This is a genomic window from Streptomyces sp. NPDC058691, from assembly GCF_042714775.1.
Taxonomy (GTDB): Bacteria; Actinomycetota; Actinomycetes; order Streptomycetales; family Streptomycetaceae; genus Actinacidiphila.
The window spans coordinates 64,907-80,474 of the sequence record NZ_JBHXSO010000042.1 but is presented as its reverse complement, the minus strand read 5'-3'; the positions used below and the strand labels follow the sequence as shown (position 1 = coordinate 80,474).

Genomic DNA, 15,568 nt, shown 5'->3' with positions numbered 1-15,568 from the left:
TTTGGGCCCCCCCCCGCTGGGGGGGTCCCCCCGCACACGGGCCCCCCCCCGCGGGGGGCGCGGTGTTCGGGCGGGGGGGGGGGGGGGGGCGGGCCGCGGGGGGGCCGCGGCCGCCCGCGGCGCCGGACGATCCGCGGCCCGCCCTGCCGCCCGCCGCGCGGCGGCGGCTCGGGCTGCTGCTCGCGGACCGGTCGGGCGGAAGCGGCGGCCGGCGCGGCGCGGCGCCCAATCTCGCCGAGCTGCTGCCGCAGTGGCTCGGCGAGGCCACCGGGCGCGGTTACGCGGCCCCGCCGGAGCTGCTGCCCGCACTGCTCGACGCCGCCCGCGCCCGCACCGACCTGAGACCGGACGCGCTCGCCCTGGCGGGCCCGCGCGGACTGTGGCTGGCGGAACTGAACGCGGACTGGCGCTTCGCGCTGCGGGCGGGCGCCTCGGGGGCAGCACCCGACGCCGGGAGCGCGGCGAACGGCCCCGAGGCGCGACGGCTGTGGGACGAGGGCCTGTTCGCCGAGCGGGTGGCGCTGCTTGTGCGCCTGCGGGCCCGCGACCCCCAGGGTGCGCTGGAACTGCTGCGTTCCGGGTGGAGCGGCGAGCGGGCCGAGGACCGCCTGATGTTCCTGGACTCGCTGCGCGAGGGCCTGTCCTTCGCCGACGAGCCCTTCCTGGAGCAGGCGCTCTCCGACCGCAGCCGCAATGTGCGGGCCACCGCCGCCGAACTGCTCTCCGCCCTGCCCGGCTCCGCCCTGGCCGGCCGCATGGCGGCCAGGGCCCGTACCTCCGTGTCCTGGGACGCCGGGGAGGGCCGGATCGTGGTGGAGGCGCCGTACGAGTGCGACGCGGCGATGGAACGCGACGGTGTGGTGGCGATACCCCCGGCCGGGCGGGGCGAGCGGTCGTGGTGGTTCGGCCAGGTGGTGGACGCGGCGCCGCTCGGGACATGGCCGGAGCGGTTCGGCGGCCGCACACCGCAGGAGATCATCGCGCTGCCGGTCGCCGACGACTGGCAGGGCGACCTGCACGCGGCCTGGTGCCGGGCGGCGGTCCGCCAGCGCGACGCGGACTGGGCCCGGGCGCTGCTCGGGCCGATACCGACCACGGCGACGGCGGTCGCGCCGGTGGGCGACCCCGCGAAGCTGCTGGCGGTGCTCCCGGCCGCCGAGAGGGCCGCGTGGGTGGCGCGCTTCATCGCCTCGCACGGCCTGTCGGAGGCGTTCCAGATGCTCGCCGTGTGCGCCGTTCCCTGGGCGGAACCACTGGGACGGGCGGTCGTGGACGCGCTGGACATCGCCCGCGACGCCGGCAGCTACCCATGGAGCTTCAGCGGGGTCATGGGCCTCGCCGAGCGCTGCCTGGACCCGGCGGAGGCCGACCGCGCGACCCCGCTCACCGCGGTGCCCGCGGAATCGGCCGACACCTCACCGGGCGCGGGCGCCTACTGGGCCGAGGCCTTCCAGCGCCTGGTGGGCACCCTGCGACTGCGCGCGACGATGAGCGAGGAACTGGCCTGAGCCGCGGAGGTCGCGAACCCCCGCAGCCCTGGTCAGGCCGCGATCAGGCCCCTGCGGGCTGCCGGATGTTGGCGTTGACCCAGTCCACGACCTCAGAAGTCGTCGCGCCGGGGGTGAAGATCGCGGCGACGCCCAGTTCACGCAGCGGGGCCATGTCGTCCTCGGGGATGATGCCGCCGCCGAAGACCTTGATGTCGCTCGCGTCGCGCTCCTTGAGCAGCTCCAGCACCTTGGCGAAGAGCGTCATGTGGGCGCCGGACAGGATGGACAGCCCGATCGCGTCGGCGTCCTCCTGGATCGCGGTGCCGACGATCTGTTCGGGCGTCTGGTGCAGGCCGGTGTAGATGACCTCCATACCGGCATCGCGCAGCGCTCGGGCGATGACCTTGGCCCCGCGGTCGTGACCGTCAAGCCCCGGTTTGGCCACCACGACCCGGATCGGACCGGACACTCCCATCACTGCCTCCAACACGATTACTGCGCTCAGCGGGCACATCAGTGAACGAACGTTATCGCCAGCATCCCCCGAGCGGACAGTTTCGCGAAGCCCTCCGAGGGGGAAATTACCCATTGGGACACGTTCACGTTAGAAACGCGTTCGGCCCGTGGTCGTCATCGGTTGAGCAGGCGACGCGGGCTTTTGCGTTCTCGGCGCATGGGGGACAGAGCCGTCTCCGTGTGCCGCACGGGAGGTAGGCCATGGGCGTCCTGTCTTTCGGTGTCGGAGACCGTCTGGTTCGTCAGGCGGCCTACGTACGAGCCGCGGCGATCGAGATCGCCATCCTTACCGGTCATGTCTTCCTGTACCCGACCGGCATCTTCCAGGAGCGCGGGCCGGAGCTTTCGGTCGGCGAGCCGGAGGAACCGACCCGCATCCCCACCGCGGGCCGCAGTCACCCGCCGGTGTTGCTGCTGCACGGCTTCGTGGACAACCGTTCGGTTTTCGCGATGCTCCGACGCTCGCTGCGCCGGCACGGCTGGCCGCATGTACAGGCAGTCAACTACTCCCCTCTGACCTGCGACATCCGCACGGCCGCGGCACTGCTCGGCCGTCACGTGGAGCAGATCTGCGAGCAGACGGGCCACAGCCAGGTGGACATCGTGGGCCACAGCCTCGGCGGGCTCATCGCGCGCTACTACACGCAGCGACTGGGCGGGGACAGCCGTGTACGCACCGTGATCACCCTCGGCACCCCGCACTCCGGCACTCGCGCCGCACCCCTGCTCAACCCGCACCCCATCGTCCGGCAGATGCGGCCCAACTCCGACCTGATAGAGGAACTGGCCGAGCCGGCGCCCGGCTGCCGTACCCGTTTCGTGGCGTTCTGGAGCGATTGGGACGAGATGATGAGCCCGGTCGAGGCGGCCCGGCTGGACCATCCCGACCTCATCGCCCGCAATGTGCACGTCGCGGGCGTCGGGCATCTGACCATGCCGGTGCATGCCGCCATCGCGGCCGGTATCCGGCAGGCGCTGCTGGGCGAGGAACGGGCATCCGGGGCCGTCGACGCGGCGTGACGGACCTGCCCCATAAGCATCGAAACGCCATCGAACACAAGGCATCACCGATGCCTGAATCCTGCCGAAGATTGTCGCCGTCGGCCGCAGGGGGATACAGTCGCCGCTAATTCTCCTGCTGCCGAGGCGAAAGAGTAGCGGTGAACGACCGTCACCCGTCGGGGTACGCCCCTGAGTACAACGCCTACGGGTACGAGGGCTATTCCAGCGCCCCGTACCAGTCCGTGGGTGCTGTCAACACGGATGACGACCCGCTGTTCGGCACGTGCCAGGGCTACCCCGCGTACGACACCGGCACCCAGGCCACCGGCTCGTGGGACACGACCGCGACCGCCTACTGGCAGCCCCAGGACACCACCGCCGCGACCGCCGCCTACGCCGACCCCGCCGGCACGGCCACGGGCACCTGGTACACACAGCCCGTGGCCGAGGGATACGACTACACGGCGTACGAGCACGCCCCGGTGTACGAGTACCAGGAGCCGGAGCCCGCCCTCCCGCACGAGCCCTTCTCCGACGAACCCCTCCAGCACGAACCCCTCACGCACGAACCGCACGCGTATGTGCCCCACGCCCGCGAGCCGGAGGACGGTGCCCATGGGGCCACCGTCGAGGACTACGCCGACGACGAGGACGCCTACCCGTTCGACGAGCAGGACACCGCCGGCCACGACCTCCACGGCGAGGACCCGCACGGCACCGAGCCGGAGGAGTACGACCCCGCGCACGACGCGGACCCGGACGGCGCGCCCGTCCTGCCCCGCCCCCGCGCCGGCAGCCGCCGGCGCCGCCCCGCCCGCCGCTCGGCACTGCTGACCGTCGCCGTCCCCTCCGTCGCCGTCATGGGCGTCGCGGCCTGCGCCGCCGCCGTGACCGTCAACACCGAGGAAGGCGACACCACCACGACGCAGGCGGACGGCATCGTCGGCAGCGCCAAGACCCCCACCACCAAGCTCGACCAGCAGCTGGCCGGGGTGAACCGGGACGTCGACGACTTCGCCTCCCGTGCCAGCCGCACCCAGGAACGCCTCGACATCAAGGAGCGCCAGGCCGCGGAGCGGAAGAAGAAGGCGGCGGAGGCGGCCCGCAAGGAGGCGCTGCGCCCCAAGTTCCTGCTCCCCGTGTCCGAGCACGGCCTGAGCGCGTACTTCGGTCAGGCGGGCGTCAACTGGATGTCGGTCCACACGGGCATCGACTTCCCGGTCAGTTACGGCACCCCCGTGATGGCCGCGACCGACGGCACCGTCCGCACGCAGTGGAACAGCGCTTACGGCAACATGGCCATTGTGACCGCGCCTGACGGCACCGAGACCTGGTACTGCCATCTGAGCAGCACCAAGATCCGCTGGGGCAGCGTCAAGGCCGGCGAGGTCATCGCCTATTCCGGCAATTCGGGCAACTCCACCGGGCCGCACCTGCACTTCGAGGTGCGCCCCGCCGGCGGCTCGGCCGTCGACCCGCTGCCGTGGCTGCTCAGCCACGGTCTCGACCCGCGCTGAGCGGCGGGCCCGCGAGACCCCCCGCCCCAAGCCTTAAGCCCGGACCCGCTAGAGCTTCTCCACCGGCGCGTAGCGCAGCAGCAGCACCTTCGGCCGCTCGTCGCCGAAGTCGATGGTGGCCTTGGCCTTCTCACCGCTGCCGTCGACCGAGACGACCGTGCCCAGCCCGAAGGTGTCGTGGTTGACCCGGTCCCCCACCGCCAGCGCGACGACCGGCCGGTCCTGGGTGCGCCGGGTGGCGAAACCGGACGGGCCGCCCTTGGCCGGGGAGCGCGACAGCATCGAGGCCGCCGCCGACACCGAGGCCGACGGTGCCGGGGAGGATCCCGTGCGCCGCCACTCGATGAGCGGCTCCGGGATCTCCTCCAGGAAGCGGGAGGGCGGGTTGTACGACGGCTGGCCCCACGCGCTGCGCATGCTCGCCCGCGTCACGTACAGCCGCCGGCGCGCCCGCGTGATGCCGACGTAGGCGAGCCGGCGCTCCTCCTCCAGCTCCTTGGTCTGGCCGAGCGCGCGCATGTGCGGGAAGACCCCGTCCTCCATGCCGGTCAGGAAGACCACCGGGAACTCCAGGCCCTTGGCGGTGTGGAGGGTCATCAGCGTTATGACGCCGCCGCCCTCGTCGTCGTCCGGGATCTGGTCGGAGTCGGCGACCAGCGCGACGCGCTCCAGGAACTCGGCGAGCGTGCCGGGCTCGTCCTCGGTGCGCTCCTGCTCGAACTCCAGGGCCACCGCCGCGAGTTCCTGGAGGTTCTCGACGCGGGTCTCGTCCTGCGGGTCGGTGGAGGCCTGGAGCTCGGCCAGGTAGCCCGTGCGCTCCAGCACCGCCTCCAGGACGGTGGCGGGGCCGGCGCCGGACTCCACGATCGTGCGCAGTTCCTCCAGCAGCTCGTTGAAGCGCTTCACGGCGTTGACCGAGCGGGCGGCCATGCCGAAGGCCTCGTCGACCCGGCGCAGCGCCGCGGGGAAGGAGATCCGCTCGCGCGAGGCAAGGGCGTCGACCATGGCCTCGGCGCGCTCGCCGATGCCCCGCTTGGGCACGTTGAGGATGCGGCGCAGCGGGACGGTGTCCTCGGGGTTGGCGAGCACGCGCAGGTAGGCCAGGACGTCCCGGACCTCCTTGCGCTCGTAGAAGCGGACTCCGCCGACGACCTTGTACGGCAGGCCGACGCGGATGAAGACCTCTTCGAAGACACGGGACTGCGCGTTGGTGCGGTAGAAGACCGCGACCTCGCCGGGACGGGCGTCACCGGCGTCGGTGAGCCGGTCGATCTCGTCGGCGATGAACTGCGCCTCGTCGTGCTCCTGGTCGGCGACGTAGCCGGTGATGACCGGGCCCTGGCCGGCCTCCGTCCACAGGTTCTTCGGGCGGCGGGAGGCGTTGCGCTCGATGACGGCGTTGGCGGCGGTCAGGATGTTCTGGGTGGAGCGGTAGTTCTGCTCCAGCAGGATCGTGCGCGCCTGCGGGTAGTCCTCCTCGAACTGGAGGATGTTGCGGATGGTGGCGCCGCGGAAGGCGTAGATGCTCTGGTCGGCGTCACCGACCACGCACAGCTCGGCGGGCCCCTCGCCGCCCTCCTCCGCGTCCCCCGTCCCGGTGCCGACCAGCTCGCGCACCAGGGTGTACTGGGCGTGGTTGGTGTCCTGGTACTCGTCGACGAGGACGTGGCGGAAGCGGCGCCGGTAGTGCTCGGCGACGTCCGGGAAGACCTGGAGCAGGTTGACCGTGGTCATGATGATGTCGTCGAAGTCGAGCGCGTTGGCCTCGCGCAGCCGCGACTGGTACATCGCGTAGGCCTCGGCGAGCTTCTTCTCGAAGGGGTTCTCGGCCTGGTCGGCGAAGGTCTCCTCGTCGATGAGCTCGTTCTTGAGGTTGGAGACCTTGGCGCTGAAGGACTTCGGCGGGAACTGCTTGGGGTCCAGGTCCAGGTCGCGGCAGACCAGCGCCATCAGGCGCTTGGAGTCGGCCGCGTCGTAGATGGAGAAGCTGGAGGTGAAGCCGAGCTTCTTGGACTCCCGGCGCAGGATGCGGACGCAGGCGCTGTGGAAGGTGGAGACCCACATCACATTGGCGCGCGGGCCGACGAGTTGCTCGACGCGCTCCTTCATCTCGCCCGCGGCCTTGTTGGTGAAGGTGATCGCGAGGATCTGGCCGGGGTGCACCTTGCGGGCGCCCAGCAGGTGGGCGATGCGGTGGGTGAGCACCCGGGTCTTGCCGGAGCCGGCGCCCGCGACGATGAGCAGCGGGGAGCCGGTGTGCTCCACGGCGGCGCGTTGCTGCTCGTTGAGCCCCTCCAGCAGAGCCGCGGGGTCGATGGCGGGGCGCGGCGCGCCGTCGCGGTAGTACGCGTCCCGGTCGGCGGGCGCGTCGAAGCGCCCCTCGAAGAGGTCGTGCGGAACCGCCTCGGCCTCCTCCTCGGGGGGCGGCGGCGGGTGCTCCTCCCTCGGTTCGAAGCCGGCCAGGAAGCTGTCGTCAAAGAGGCTGCTCATCGCCTCCCGAGTCTAGGCGGTGGGACCGACAGCGGTGCGCCGCTTCCGGGAGCCCGGCGGGCGCGGAAGGCACGCGGGCGAGAACCGGGGAGGGTTGCCGGAGGGCGTCGCACCCCCGTCGAAGCGGCCTCGCACCCACACAGAAGGGCCGCCGGAGGGGCGGACAACGGCCCGGAGCGTAAAGGTCACGAAATGATTGCGGACAATTCGAACACCAGCCTTCCCAGGAGCCACCCCAGTTGACTACCGTGCCGCATCAGGCGGTCCGCACCGAACGGCGGCGACCGAGCCGTCACGGCCGCCTCCGCTGAGTCCGGCGACCGCCGGAGCCGGGGACCCACCACTTTGGGGTGAATCGGTCCGTACGGGCGCACCGCGCGTGTGCCCGGACGACCGTAGGGCGGCCTTCCGAAGCCCGAACCCGACAGCTAACCCGGTAGGCGGTCCACGGAAGGAGCCGCCCGAGTTGGCGACGCACCGCAAGCCGCGACCCCGCATGCTCACCGTCCCCGGCCCGCGCACGGCCGTGGGGCTCACGACCGCCGCACTGGCGACCGTCACCCTCTTCGGCGAGAGCGCCAGCGCGGCGCCCGCCTCCCCCGACAAACCCTCCATCACCGAGGTCAAGGCCAAGGTGGACGCCCTCTACCACCAGGCCGAGGCGGCCACCGAGCGCTACAACGGCGCCAAGGAGCAGACCGACAAGCAGCGGTCGCACGCGGACGAGTTGCTCGACCAGGTGGCCCGCAAGACGCAGACGCTCAACGACGCCCGCCGCACGATAGGCGAGTACGCCACGGCGCAGTACCGCGGCGGCGGCCTGGACGGCACGACGACCTTCCTGCTCACCTCCGACCCGCAGCAGTTCCTGGACCAGGCGCACCTGATGGACCGCCTGTCCGACCGCCAGGAGCACGCGATGGAGGCCTTCCGCACGCAGCAGGCGGAGACCACGCAGAAGCGCACGGAGGCCGTGCAGAGCCTGCAGAAGCTCACCGAGGCCCAGACGAGGCTGGCCACGGAGAAGAAGGCGGTCAAGGAGAAGCTGGCCGACGCGCAGAAGCTGCTCAACACCTTGACCGCGCAGGAGAAGGCGCGGCTGGCCGCCCTGGAGAAGAAGCGCGAGGAGGAGGCCGCCGCCAAGGCCCGCGCCATCGCCGCCAAGGAGGAGGCGGCGCGGAACGCGGCCGGGGGCACGTCCTCGTCCTCGGACACGTCCGGCGGCTCGACCACGGCCGCGCCGGGCACGTACGCCGCCAAGGCCGAGAAGGCGATCGCCTTCGCCCGCGCCCAGATCGGCAAGCCCTACGTCTACGGCGCCACCGGCCCCAACTCCTTCGACTGCTCCGGCCTGACCCAGGGCGCCTGGGCCGCCGCCGGCGTCTCCATCCCCCGTACCACCTACGACCAGGTCGACTTCGGCTCGCGCGTCACCGCGGACCAGCTGCAACCCGGGGACCTGGTCTTCTTCTACTCGGACGTGACCCACGTCGGCCTCTACATCGGCGGCGGCCAGATGATCCACGCACCCCACACGGGCACCGTGGTGAAGATCGCCCCGATCACCGAGATGCCGATCTACGGCTACGCCCGGATGGCCTGAGTCCCGCGCCTCCCCGCGAAGGGACTCAGGTCCAGAGCACCGCGATGAAGATGTTGGCGGTGGTCAGCGCGCCCACCGTGCCGAAGGCCGCCGCCGACACCTTCTCCTCGTCGCGCTTGACGTAGACGAGGCCGAGGACCACCACCAGCACGGCCAGCTTCACGCCGATCTTGACGTTGTTCACCGGCTGGTCGTCGGCCTGGTTGAGGCCGACCAGGAGCGCGCCGGTGACCAGCATGGTGAGCGCCCCGTGCAGCATCCCCGGCACGAAGCGCGCCTCGCCGCGGCCCATGGCCTTCATCTGGGTGAGGAAGCCGCCGAGCAGGGCGGCGATGCCGATGATGTGCAGGCCGACGACGAGATTGATGACTATGTCCATGGCTCAGGACCCTAGTCACGCCCGTATCAGCACTCGGCACCGAGGTGGGCCACTTCCGGCACATCGGTCACGGCTGGACCGCAAGCGACCGGGTCACCCGTCGAACAGCGGTCATCGGATGGCAGGTAGCGGCCGAATCGGACCAGTCCCGCACACTGCACCGCTGTCCGGCGACGCACAGGTTTAGCGTCCTGCACCAGGTGGCCGATCCCCACTGCCGGCGGGACTCGCCGTCGGCATCGGTCACCCCCGCCGAAGGCCCGGCGGCGGCGCGGCTCCCCGTCCGTCCGCCGCCGGGCCGCGGGCAGCAAGTCCGGCAGCTCGGAAGGAGTGACGGCGCGTGGCGTCGCACAGAAAGCCCAAGGAGCGCACTCTCACCGGCTCCACCGCGCGCACGGCCGCCACCCTCGCCATCGCGGGAGCGGCCTCGGTGACGGTGTTCGGTGAGGCCGGGCACGCCGAGCCCCGGCTGACCACCTCCGAGGCCAAGGCCCGGGTGGACCGGCTGTACGAGGAGGCCGAGCAGGCCACCGAGCGGTACAACGGCGCGAAGGAGAAGGCCGACACGGTCCAGCACCGGATCGAGGACCTGCAAAACGAGCTCGCCCGCAGGACCGAGCGCCTCAACCGCACCCGCAACGGCCTCGGGTCGATCGCCACCGCCCAGTACCGCACCGGCGGCGTCGATCCGGCCATGCAGCTCGCCCTGGCCTCCTCACCCGACCAGTACCTCGAACGCGCCGGGCTGCTGGACCGCATGAGCAGCCGTCAGGCGGCCGCGCTGCACGCCCTGGGCGCCCAGAAGCGCGAGGTCGAGCAACTGCGCAAGGAGGCCGACAGCGAGCTCACCGAGCTGCGCCGGTCCCGCGCCGAGCTCGCCCGCCACAAGCGCACCGTCCAGGAGCGGCTCGCCTCGGCGCAGCGCCTGCTGAACGGGCTGACCGCCGGGCAGCGCGCCGCCGTCCTGGCGGACGAGGCCCATGGCACCGCCGGCGCCGGCGACCGGGCCGGCCGCGCGGTCTCCGCCGGCTCACGGGCGGCCCTGGCGCCCGCGGTCGCCCCCAACGCCCGCGCCGCGCGGGCCGTGTCCTTCGCGTACGACTCCCTCGGCCTGCCCTACGTCTGGGGCGCCACGGGCCCGTCCTCGTACGACTGCTCGGGCTTCACGCAGGCCGCATGGCGGGCCGCCGGGGTCGAACTGCCGCGCACGACCTACACCCAGATCAACACCGGCAGCCGCATCTCGCGCTCCGAACTCGAACCCGGCGACCTGGTGTTCTTCTACTCGGGGATCAGCCACGTCGGCCTGTACATCGGCAACGGCATGATGATCCACGCCCCGCGCACCGGCGACGTGGTGAAGATCGCCCCCGTCGACCAGATGCCCTTCGCGGGGGCCGCCCGCCCAGCCTGATCGCCGGCCCCCGACCGATCGCCGGCCCCCGCGTGGTCCGCCGCGCTCAGACCAGCCGGCGGGCGGTGGCCCAGCGGGTGAGTTCGTGCCGGTTGGAGAGCTGGAGCTTGCGCAGCACCGCCGAGACGTGCGACTCGACCGTCTTGACGGAGATGTAGAGCTGCTTGGCCACTTCCTTGTAGGCGTAGCCGCGCGCGATCAGGCGCAGCACCTCGCGCTCGCGCTGGGTGAGCCGGTCCAGGTCCTCGTCGACCGGCGGGGCGTCGGTGGAGGCGAAGGCGTCCAGGACGAAGCCGGCCAGGCGGGGCGAGAAGACCGCGTCGCCGTCGGCGACCCGGAAGACCGAACTGACCAGGTCGGGCCCGGTGATGGTCTTGGTGACATAGCCGCGGGCCCCGCCGCGGATCACGCCGATGACGTCCTCGGCGGCGTCGGAGACCGACAACGCCAGGAACCGCACCGGGTGTTCGGCGGCCGCGCTCAGTCCCGCACAGCGCTTGAGCACCTCGACCCCGCCGCCGCCCGGCAGATGGACGTCGAGCAGCACGACGTCGGGCCGGGTCGCGGTGATGACCGTGACCGCCTGGTCGACGTCGGCGGCCTCGCCGACCACGTCCACGCCGGTCCGCTCGGTCTCGCCGATCTCGGCCTGGACCCCGGTCCGGAACATCCGGTGGTCGTCGACGAGGACCACCCGTACACGCCGCTCGCTGCTCATGACGGTCTCCCTGATCCCGAGTCCTGCTGCCGCTCCATCTCCAGCTCCACTTCCGTCCCCCCGCCCGGCGCGGGGCGCAGCCGCGCCTCGCCGCCGTTGCGCCTCATCCGGCCGATGATGGACTCGCGTACGCCCATCCTGTCCGACGGTACGTCGTCCAGGTCGAAGCCGGGGCCGCGGTCGCGGACGGACACGAAGACCCTGTCCCCCTCGACCTCCGCGTACACCTGCACGGGCTCGTCGCCACCGTACTTGGCGGCGTTGACCATGGCCTCGCGGGCCGCCTGCATCTGCGCGACCAGCCGTTCGTCCAGCGGGCAGTCCCCGACGCACACCACCTCGACCTGGACGCCGTGCGCGTCCTCCACCTCCGCCGCCGCCCGGCGCACCGCGTCGGCCAGGGTGGTCGGCTCGTCCTCGCGGCCGTTGCCCTCGGGGCGGTAGAGCCAGGCGCGCAGCTCGCGTTCCTGCGCGCGGGCCAGCCGGGCCACCTCGCGCGGGTCGTCGGCGTGCCGCTGGATCAGGGTCAGGGTGTGCAGGACCGAGTCGTGGACGTGCGCGGCGACCTCGGCCCGCTCCTGGGCCCGGATGCGCGCGAGGCGCTCCGCCGACAGGTCCTGCGTCATCCGGACGAGGTAGGGGCCGGCGATGAGCGCGACCCCGACGAGCACGGCGAGCGCCGCCTGCAGGATGGTGCCGAGGTGGCTGACCGAGCCCTGCACGACGAGGAAGCCGGTCACCCCGACGCCCACCAGGATCACCCCGGCCGCGCCGCGCGCGACGGGCAGCAGCCGCTTGCCGCGGCTCAGTTCGGCCCAGCGGGCGCGACGGGCGTTGTCCGCCTGCCGCCACACCAGCGCGACGCCGAGGCCGATCAGCAGCAGCGGCCAGACATAGGCGTTGGCGGCGCCGAGGTCGAGGTTGTCCAGCAGGATGCCGAGGCCCACGGCGAGCGCGAGCAGCGCGACGATCTGGCCCCGGTCGGGCCGGCGTCCGGCGAGCCACGAGCGGGCGTCGCGCGGCTCCTTGGCCTCCACGACCCCGCCGACGCCGAGCGGCACGACGAACCAGAAGACCGCGTACAGCAGGATGCCCAGCCCCTGGATGGTGGCCAGCACGACGAAGACCACCCGCACCCACGCCACCGGCAGCCCGAGGTGCCCGGCCAGACCGCGGGCCACTCCGCCGATCATGCGGCCCTCGGAGCTGCGGTACAGCTTGCGGACCGGCGGATCGGCCGGGTCCGGCGGGGCGAAGTACGACGCCCCGGTGGACGGGGGTGTCTGCGGGCCGGCGGGTGACATGCCCCGATCGTCACACGTTTCGCGGACGGTGGGTATCAGGGTTGGCCCCCATGGCAGGTCAGGGTCGTTCCGGATACCGGCGGGGCGCGCGGGCCGCCACCATGGAGCCATGACGGAGCAGTACACGCAAGGCACGCCCGAGGCGGCCCCGCAGCGGCGCGGGCTCACCCGCAGCCGCGAGCGGAAGGTGATCGCGGGCGTCTGCGAGGGAGCGGGGCGGTACTTCGACATCGACCCGGTGGTCTTCCGCATCGTGCTCGGTGTGCTCGCGCTCACCGGCGGCCTCGGGCTGGTGGCGTACGGCCTGGGCTGGCTGCTGATCCCGGCCGAGGGGGCCGGTGAGAACGGCGAGCCCGCCGAGAGCGAGGCCCACCGGCTGCTGTCCGGCCGGGTGGAGGGCCCCGCGCTGACCGCCGTGCTGATGGCGCTGGTGGGCTGCGGGCTGTTCCTGTCACTGCTCGGCAGCGGGGGCAACCTCGCCTTCTCCCTGGGGCTGGTGGCGGCGTTCGCCGGCGCCGTGTACTGGTCACGGCACCGGCAGCGCACGGCTCAGGCCCCGGTGCCGGGCACCGCACCGCCGCCCACCCAGCCCCCGCCCGCCCCGGCCACCACGGCCTGGTGGAAGGACGCACCCGTCGAGGACGCGGCGTCCATCGCGGGCGGCGGAGGCTACCTGTGGGGGCCGGACGACGGGCCCTCCGACGACGAGCGCGACCGCAAGGAATGGCGACGGCGCCGGCAGGCGGTCCGTCGCGAGGGGGCCTGGCTGGGGGTGCCGGTGTTCTTCCTTGCGGTGGCTGCGGCCACGGCCTGCGTCGCCGCCACCTGGAACTCCCAGCCGCTCGGCACCGCCCTGCAGTTCGGCCTCGCCGCCGCGCTGGCCGTCTTCGGCCTGGGCTTCGCGGTGAGCGGGTGGTGGGGGCGGCTCGGCGGCGGCACGGTCTTCGCGGTCGTGCTCACGGCGGCCCTGCTGGTCGGCTCGTCGGTGCTGCCGAAGTCCGTCGGTCACGACTGGCGGCACCGCACCTGGACGCCGGCCACCGTCGCCTCCGTGCAGGACTCCTACGAACTGGGCACGGGTCAGGCCACATTGGACCTGTCCCGCCTCAAACCCGGGGGGCGCACCGTCGCGACCCGCGCACACGTGGGCGCGGGGCAGCTCACCGTCAAGGTCCCGGCGGACGTCACCCTGGCACTGCACGTGACCGTGGGCCTCGGCGACGTCCAGCTCCCCGGCGACGGGGACGAGGACGTGGACGTGCAGCCCGGAGTGGACAAGACGGTCAGGCTGGAGCCGGTGGACGGGAAGAAGTCCGCCGGAACGCTGGAACTGGAGGTCGACATGGGCGTCGGACAGGTCAAGGTGAGCCAGTGAAGCGGCACGGCTTCCGTCCCTCGGCCCTGTTCACCGCGCTGGTGCTGCTGGCCCTGGCCGCGGTGTTCCTGCTGGACGCCGCCGGCACGCTCGACCTGCCGCCGCGCGTCGCCGTCCCCATGACCTCCGCCGGCCTCGGGCTGGCTGCACTCGGTGCGCTGATCGCCCGTTCCGCCCGGTCCCGCCGCGCCGGCCCGCCCTCGGAGCCCTCGGATTCCCCGGCCGGCGACGACCGCGTGCGCCGCTAGACAGCCGTCAGGGCCGGTGCGGGGCGGCGTGCCCCTCACCGGCCCCTGCGCGGCGGCCGGCCCGGGTCAGCCGTGGAACCGCCGCCGGCGTCCGCCCCTGCGGCGGGCGATGGCCGCGTCCACCGACAGCTGCGGCGCCCCGGCGAGCACCAGGGGGAGCCACGCCATCAGGTAGATCAGGTCGTTGCCGTAGTAGTACGGCTGGGTCGCCCAGCTGACGGTGAGCCACAGGCTCAGCGAGATGAGCGCGCCGCCCAGGGCGGCGATACGGCTCAGCAGTCCGACCAGGGTGCCGATGCCCACCGCGACCTCGCCGAAGGCGATGGCGTAGCCGAAGCCGTGCGGGCTCTTCAGGGCAAGGTCGACCATCGCGGGGATGGCGGCGCTGCCGCGCACCCCGTTGAGGGTGCCGACCAGGGAGCCCGGCGCCGAGTCGGTGAAGAAGGTGTCCGACAGCAGTTTGTCGAACCCGGCGTAGACGAAGGTCACGCCGAGGAAGATGCGCAGGGGCAGCAGCGCGTAGCGCCGGGCGGTGTCCCGCCACGGTCCCTGTGAGGGATCCGTCCCCGAGTCTCGTGTTCCGCCCATGCCCGCTATACCCGTCACACTCATGACGTCCGCCCTCTCGCGTCCGCGCCCGGCCCGATGCCCCTTCCCGGATCGGTTCTCCGGGAGCGCCATAGGCGGATACGTACGCCAACCGTCCACCGTTCAATCAAAAAGCTCGGAATTCTGGCGGGCTATCCGCTCATATGTCGGCTGATAGTTGATCCAGGCGACCAGATCGTGTCCCAACTGCTCCCGGGTGGCCACCGCGTCCTCGTGGCCGATCAGCACCGGCTTGCCCGCGGCCTTCGCGCTGAGCTGCACCTCGCAGGCCTTCTCCATGGTCATGAACCACCATGCCGCGGCGTCCACCGTCTCGCCCACCGTCAGCAGCCCGTGGTTGCGGAGGATCACGCCCTTGTGGGTGCCGAGCACCACCGCGACGCGCCGCGCCTCCGCGTCGTCGACGACCACCCCGGTGTAGCCGTCGAACAGCGCGTGGTCCTCGTAGAAGGCGCACGACTCCTGGCTGATCGGCTCCAGCCGCTCGCCGAGCGCCGCCAGCGCCCGGCCGTAGGTGGAGTGGCTGTGGACGACGGCGACCGCGTCGGGGCGGGCCAGGTGCACATGGGCGTGGATGGTGAAGGCGGCCTGGTTGACGTGGTGGCGCCCCTCGACCACCGCGCCCTGCTGGTTGACCAGGATCAGCTCGCCGACGCTGACGTGCGCGAAGGGCACCCCGAAGGGGTTCACCCAGAAGTGGTCGGCCAACTCCGGGTCGCGGACCGTGATGTGGCCCGACACGCCCTCCTCGAACCCCATCCCGCCGAACGCCCGCAGTGCCGCCGCCAGTCGCTCCTTGCGGTGCCGCCGCTCCTCGGCCGGGTCCTCGAACGTCGGCGGCAGGGCGAAATGGAGCTGGTCGGGGGGTACGGGCTGCGGCGCGGTGTCGGTCATGGCGCGGAA

General features: G+C 72.5%; 14 protein-coding genes and 1 riboswitch. Of the genes, 7 read left to right on the top strand and 7 right to left on the bottom strand.

The annotated features are described in order from the left end of the window. Positions 1-1,508 (top strand): DUF5691 domain-containing protein (locus ACFWVC_RS26860; RefSeq protein WP_384291446.1); only part of this gene is annotated, 1,508 nt, incomplete at its 5' end. 43 nt (positions 1,509-1,551) lie between these two features. Here the strand turns inward: ACFWVC_RS26860 and ACFWVC_RS26855 are convergent. Then, positions 1,552-1,965, bottom strand: coding sequence for a cobalamin B12-binding domain-containing protein (locus tag ACFWVC_RS26855; protein ID WP_384291441.1), 414 nt, complete (start codon positions 1,963-1,965; stop codon positions 1,552-1,554). Positions 1,966-2,207: 242 nt separating this feature from the next. Between ACFWVC_RS26855 and ACFWVC_RS26850 the strand changes: the two genes are divergently transcribed. Together ACFWVC_RS26850 and ACFWVC_RS26845 are read left to right on the top strand one after the other, a co-directional pair. Then, entirely contained in the window at positions 2,208-3,026 is an 819-nt protein-coding gene (locus ACFWVC_RS26850) for an esterase/lipase family protein (protein ID WP_384291436.1), read from the top strand. A 140-nt stretch (positions 3,027-3,166) separates the two neighbouring features. After that, positions 3,167-4,525 carry a M23 family metallopeptidase gene (locus ACFWVC_RS26845; RefSeq protein WP_384291434.1) on the top strand — a complete coding sequence of 453 codons (1,359 nt, stop codon included), beginning with the start codon at positions 3,167-3,169 and terminating at the stop codon, positions 4,523-4,525. A 48-nt stretch (positions 4,526-4,573) separates the two neighbouring features. Here the strand turns inward: ACFWVC_RS26845 and pcrA are convergent, their stop codons facing one another. Further along, positions 4,574-7,015, bottom strand: coding sequence for a DNA helicase PcrA (gene pcrA / locus ACFWVC_RS26840; RefSeq protein ID WP_384291427.1), 2,442 nt, complete (start codon positions 7,013-7,015; stop codon positions 4,574-4,576). A 295-nt stretch (positions 7,016-7,310) separates the two neighbouring features. Then, positions 7,311-7,474: riboswitch (cyclic di-AMP (ydaO/yuaA leader) on the top strand. Positions 7,475-7,481: 7 nt separating this feature from the next. Here pcrA and ACFWVC_RS26835 point away from each other — a divergent pair. Then, the gene (locus ACFWVC_RS26835) at positions 7,482-8,618 is read left to right on the top strand and encodes an NlpC/P60 family protein (RefSeq protein WP_384291421.1); all 1,137 of its coding nucleotides are present in this window, start codon (positions 7,482-7,484) and stop codon (positions 8,616-8,618) included. A 25-nt stretch (positions 8,619-8,643) separates the two neighbouring features. Here ACFWVC_RS26835 and ACFWVC_RS26830 read toward each other — a convergent pair whose 3' ends face one another. Then, the gene (locus tag ACFWVC_RS26830) at positions 8,644-8,997 is read right to left on the bottom strand and encodes a hypothetical protein (protein ID WP_384291415.1); all 354 of its coding nucleotides are present in this window, start codon (positions 8,995-8,997) and stop codon (positions 8,644-8,646) included. A gap of 340 nt (positions 8,998-9,337) precedes the next feature. Here ACFWVC_RS26830 and ACFWVC_RS26825 point away from each other — a divergent pair, with 340 nt between their 5' ends. Further along, the gene (locus tag ACFWVC_RS26825) at positions 9,338-10,411 is read left to right on the top strand and encodes an NlpC/P60 family protein (protein WP_384291411.1); all 1,074 of its coding nucleotides are present in this window, start codon (positions 9,338-9,340) and stop codon (positions 10,409-10,411) included. 46 nt (positions 10,412-10,457) lie between these two features. Here the strand turns inward: ACFWVC_RS26825 and ACFWVC_RS26820 are convergent, their stop codons facing one another. Together ACFWVC_RS26820 and ACFWVC_RS26815 are read right to left on the bottom strand one after the other, a co-directional pair. Continuing rightward, complete coding sequence (locus ACFWVC_RS26820) at positions 10,458-11,129, bottom strand: LuxR C-terminal-related transcriptional regulator (protein WP_384291406.1); 672 nt, start codon at positions 11,127-11,129, stop codon at positions 10,458-10,460. Continuing rightward, on the bottom strand, positions 11,126-12,433 hold the full coding sequence (locus ACFWVC_RS26815; protein ID WP_384291402.1) for a PspC domain-containing protein: 1,308 nt from the start codon (positions 12,431-12,433) through the stop codon (positions 11,126-11,128). Before ACFWVC_RS26815 ends, ACFWVC_RS26820 begins: the two co-directional genes overlap by 4 nt. 109 nt (positions 12,434-12,542) lie before the next feature. Here ACFWVC_RS26815 and ACFWVC_RS26810 point away from each other — a divergent pair, with 109 nt between their 5' ends. Together ACFWVC_RS26810 and ACFWVC_RS26805 are read left to right on the top strand one after the other, a co-directional pair. Continuing rightward, positions 12,543-13,808 (top strand): PspC domain-containing protein, encoded by a 1,266-nt coding sequence (locus tag ACFWVC_RS26810; RefSeq protein ID WP_384291399.1) that lies wholly within the window; start codon positions 12,543-12,545, stop codon positions 13,806-13,808. Then, positions 13,805-14,056: a hypothetical protein gene (locus ACFWVC_RS26805; RefSeq protein WP_384291393.1), complete on the top strand. Its 252-nt coding sequence runs from the start codon at positions 13,805-13,807 to the stop codon at positions 14,054-14,056. The genes ACFWVC_RS26810 and ACFWVC_RS26805 overlap by 4 nt, the downstream gene beginning before the upstream one ends. 66 nt (positions 14,057-14,122) lie before the next feature. On the opposite strand, the gene ACFWVC_RS26800 is transcribed toward ACFWVC_RS26805, so the two are convergent. Both ACFWVC_RS26800 and ACFWVC_RS26795 read right to left on the bottom strand, forming a co-directional pair. After that, positions 14,123-14,644, bottom strand: coding sequence for a DoxX family protein (locus tag ACFWVC_RS26800; protein WP_384291388.1), 522 nt, complete (start codon positions 14,642-14,644; stop codon positions 14,123-14,125). A gap of 123 nt (positions 14,645-14,767) precedes the next feature. After that, a complete protein-coding gene (locus tag ACFWVC_RS26795; protein WP_384291385.1) occupies positions 14,768-15,559 on the bottom strand; it encodes a class II aldolase/adducin family protein in 792 nt (263 codons plus the stop codon). Positions 15,560-15,568: the final 9 nt, after the last annotated feature.